Below are 3,758 nucleotides of genomic sequence, written 5' to 3' on the forward strand. Positions count from 1 at the left end.
CGCTATGCCGGCCGCCAGCCCGGTTGATCGCCGCACGAACCTGGCCGGCATAGCGTTTGCCGGCCTTCGAGCCGCGCGACCCGATTTTGCCGAGCTTCGGCCTGAACTCGTCATCCTTAATGCGAGCCTCCCAGACATATCAAGCAAAATCAGACACTTACACGTCCAACCCTCTTGGCACCGGCGGCAGCCTCCCGGAAAAACGATGTGCAGACAAAGATTTAACCGCCTCCTGGAGGCGGTACCTTTATCTTGCCGTACGCGCCCAGCCCCGCCAGACGCGCCCCCGTCCGCCATGGCTAACGCACCGGCTCCTTCGGCTGCGCGCCGTCCTTGCCGAGCGGCACGAAGAGATCGCCGTTTCGCACGCCTGAGTGAACACCGTCATGAATGAAGAACAGCGACCGTCCGAGAGGAGCGATTTGCGCCTTTGGAGCGACAGATTGGCTTTCGAACGCCTCGATGTCGGCCGCCGAAACTCCGGCCGCCTTGAGTTGGTCGAGGTACTCGACGGTCTCTTCTGGCAGCGGTTTGCCACGCTTCAAATGCTCGTCGTAGCGCTCGGGACCGGCATTGTAGGCGCCAAACAGGCCAGGAAATCCGAAGCGGTCATACATGGCACTGAGATAGGCCGTGCCGGCCAGGATATTGTCGCGCGGATCGTGGGGGTTAGGCCCAAGGCCGTGTTCGACCCGCATCTCTTCATAGGTGCCGGGCATCACCTGCATGAGGCCCATGGCGCCAGCGGGGGAGGTGATGGGGCGGCCGCCGCGCATTGTCTTGCCGCCGCTTTCGGCAGCCATGACGGCATAGATCCAGGCTTGGGGAATATGGAAGCGCCGGCTTGCTTCCGATACCAACGTCTGCCACTTTCGCAGCTGCGGACTTTGGGAGATGGCGACCGGCTCAGCGCCGGTCGAGGCGGAACAGGCGCATGGCGCAATGGCGATCATGCCCAACAAGAGGAGGGTCACTCGGTCCATAGTGGTACGAGCCTCCCGATGACATTTTGAGTGGGAACAGGCCCGAAATAGCGGCTGTCGAAGGAGCGGTTTTTGTCGCTGCCGAGCAGGAAAACCTCGTTATCCCCGAGCGCTCGGCAGCCGTTCCACCATGGCAAAGGTCGGCCTTCGGCGTCGATTTTGAGCCGGCGCGCGACGATGTCGCCGCCGATGATGATGGCGTCATTGAAGGCGCAGACATTATCGTCCGGCAGCGCTGCAAGACGTTTTGCCAGCGGCACATTGCGAGGCAGATAGCTGCGCTCGGCGGCGAGATACGCCGCGTATTCAGGCGGGCGCACGAGCACGAGATCGCCACGCGCCAGCGCTCCCGCAGCGATGCGGTAAAGGCCGATCGGCGCGCTGGCCGAGGCGTTCCAGACCAGCCAAGGGGCGGGCTTTCCCAGCGCCGTGAAGCCCAAAAGACCGAGACCGGCCGCGGCCAAGGCGACCGTCTTACGGGCTCGAACACGCCTCAGGCGGCTGCCGATCAGATGGATGGAAGGGCGCCGCCTCATGAACGGCCTCCCGTGCCGCCCTGGCCGGAACCGGCCTTGCCATCGCCGGCGATGGAGTGCTGCGGGTGTCCTTTCGACCAATGGTCGAGTTCGTCGATGTGATAGCGGACATAGCGGCCGTGCTTGCGGAATTTCGGGCCGCCGCCCTTGAGCCGCATCTTTTCGAGCGTGCGCTGGGAGAGCCCGATATAGAAGGCGGCTTGGGCTGTACTGAGAAACGGGCTGCCCTTTTTCGCGCGGGCCGCGCGTTCGTTTTCGTCGTCCATGATGATCCTCGTTTCGCTTCGGACAAGCGAGGGCGACGATGGGCGAGGGAGATCGTCTCGGGGACGGGCGAAGAGTCGGGGGAGAGTTTTCGCCGCCCTTTAGGGCGGACGGGGTTTGGGTGGAACTCCTGGGAATGAGCCCCGCGCCGGGGCTGCGGCGCGAGGCTCTTATCTCGGCCGGTCAGTCGGCCGGGTTCCAGATGATGGCGTAGGTGTCGTGATCGTCCTGGCCGGCGGCGCGGCCGAGATTGGCGTAGAGCTTGCGCGGTCCGAACTCCGGCGCTGCAATCGACAGGCTCACATAATCCTTGCCGGAAGTCTCGCCGGTGCGGATCCAGCCAGCGCCGACTTCGACCCCTTGCGTAAGCACCCGGAAGTCGGGATGGTTATCGGCGCTCTTGGCCTGGTTGGGGACGATATCGATGTCGGCGCGGACGCTGAGCGTCTTGAACTGGCCCTTGTAGGCGCCGTTTTCCTGCTTGTTGACGTAACCGATCGCGGTCATTTCGAAGTCTCCTTTTGTGGTTTCGCCGGGGACCATCCCCTGCGATGGCGCACCGTAATGGGCGCGTCAGGACCGCCTGAATCCGACAGGGCCGCAGCGACAGTGAAGGACCCGAGCGGGCAGCTTTTTTGTGAGCGAAGCGGCGCGAGGAAGCCGCCGCAGGCGGCGGGGAAAAAAGCTGATGGCGCGAGGGTTTCGGGCGGCCGGACCCGCCCATAGGTCGACAAGCCAGCCGCAGGGATGGTCCTTGGAGAGAGCATGGAGACCGCTCGCCAAGTGCGGTCTGTCAGCCAAGCAGGACGCCGGGATGAAACGGCCTGCAAAGATGCTGCGCCCTTATGCCGGATCGAGATCGTGCCAGCGGGTCGGGCGCCAGAGCAGACATCCGGCATGGTGCGATCTATGAAAGCAGGGCTCGCCAGCGGGAATTTGATACGCGAGGGGGCCAAAGTAAGGCTGGATGAGAAGCCGGTGCTACCTGCAGGTCCAGTGTCATGTGGCGGCGCTCGGGAAACCGCTACGCAATGTAACGCGCTCTTATGAGGCGAACAGACCGGCCCCAAAACCGATCGACCGGTGGTCGGCGCGAAACGCGTCATGCCTGTCCGAAAGCTGACAGTGGCAGAAGACGCATGTCGGGTTCCGCACAATTGACCATGCTGGATTTGTGAGGTTTTCAGGGAGAGCCATGCGTTCACTTCCCAGTGAGCTTTGGCACGGCATTTGCTCTTGATGTGGCAACACGGATCGAAGGTTGACTGCATGCACAAGCGCGAGATGAGCAATGCTCTCCTTTCCTGGAGGCTTGGCAGCAGATTCGATTTGACGTTGCGAGGAGCTTCAGCCGCTCGCGGCGGAAGTGATCTCAAATCTGAAGGCACCGTTGGGGCCGCAGCCATCAAACACATCTTTCTCTTTTTCGCAGCTCGTCTTCAACGCGATGCGGACTTCTTCGCGTCGACGGCGGCCGAAGGTGGAGAAGGGGCTCGACTTGCAAAAAGGAGTTGTCAATGACGTCTTACGTTCGCACCAACAGCCCGGCGCAGGTGCGCTCACTGTCCACCTTTGGCAAGCATCTGCAAAGGAGCGTGCTGACGGCGACGCTGCTTGCCGCGGCTTCGACGGGAAGTGAAGCGCAGCCCTATGTTCGTGCTGACGGCAGCACGATTGACGACTTGGAAGCGGCGCGCGCAAGTTGGCGTCATGACGCCGAATTCAATGGAAATGTGGGGCTCGCAGCCATCAACACGGATGCCGCGTATGCGTTGGGTTCCACGGGGAGGGGGCCAGAGCTCCTCGCCTGCCCTCGTCCGTCTTGACGAGTGCCCGATTACAGCCTACCTCACTATCGCGTTAGCACTCGTCCATCGCGAGTGCTAACAAAAACCCCTCAACATCCGCACCAGGGAAAAATCCGAAAATGGCAAAGTCGAAGTTCCGCCCGCTGCATGACCGCGTGGTCGTTCGC

At 62.4% G+C, this 3,758-nt stretch carries 5 protein-coding genes; 1 reads left to right on the plus strand and 4 read right to left on the minus strand.

Features of this window, described 5'->3' with window-relative positions; translation table 11 throughout:
- Nucleotides 1-299 precede the first annotated feature (299 nt).
- The 4 genes from EN984_RS25930 to EN984_RS25945 all read right to left on the minus strand — a co-directional run bounded on the left by EN984_RS25930 (nucleotide 300) and on the right by EN984_RS25945 (nucleotide 2,290).
- Nucleotides 300-983: a lytic transglycosylase domain-containing protein gene (locus EN984_RS25930; protein WP_024505647.1), complete on the minus strand. Its 684-nt coding sequence runs from the start codon at nucleotides 981-983 to the stop codon at nucleotides 300-302.
- Nucleotides 971-1,519, minus strand: a complete 549-nt coding sequence (locus EN984_RS25935) for a S26 family signal peptidase (protein WP_024505646.1) — start codon at nucleotides 1,517-1,519, stop codon at nucleotides 971-973. Before EN984_RS25935 ends, EN984_RS25930 begins: the two co-directional genes overlap by 13 nt.
- Complete coding sequence (locus EN984_RS25940; RefSeq protein ID WP_024505645.1) at nucleotides 1,516-1,785, minus strand: helix-turn-helix domain-containing protein; 270 nt, start codon at nucleotides 1,783-1,785, stop codon at nucleotides 1,516-1,518. Before EN984_RS25940 ends, EN984_RS25935 begins: the two co-directional genes overlap by 4 nt.
- Before the next feature lie 181 nt (nucleotides 1,786-1,966).
- Nucleotides 1,967-2,290: a DUF736 domain-containing protein gene (locus EN984_RS25945; RefSeq protein ID WP_024505644.1), complete on the minus strand. Its 324-nt coding sequence runs from the start codon at nucleotides 2,288-2,290 to the stop codon at nucleotides 1,967-1,969.
- Between the two features lie 1,010 nt (nucleotides 2,291-3,300).
- On the opposite strand from EN984_RS25945, the gene EN984_RS25950 reads away from it, so the two are divergent.
- Nucleotides 3,301-3,609 carry a hypothetical protein gene (locus EN984_RS25950; RefSeq protein WP_024505643.1) on the plus strand — a complete coding sequence of 103 codons (309 nt, stop codon included), beginning with the start codon at nucleotides 3,301-3,303 and terminating at the stop codon, nucleotides 3,607-3,609.
- Nucleotides 3,610-3,758 lie beyond the last annotated feature (149 nt).

It is taken from the genome of Mesorhizobium sp. M7A.F.Ca.CA.004.12.1.1 (genome assembly GCF_003997835.1).
Classification (GTDB): domain Bacteria; phylum Pseudomonadota; class Alphaproteobacteria; order Rhizobiales; family Rhizobiaceae; genus Mesorhizobium.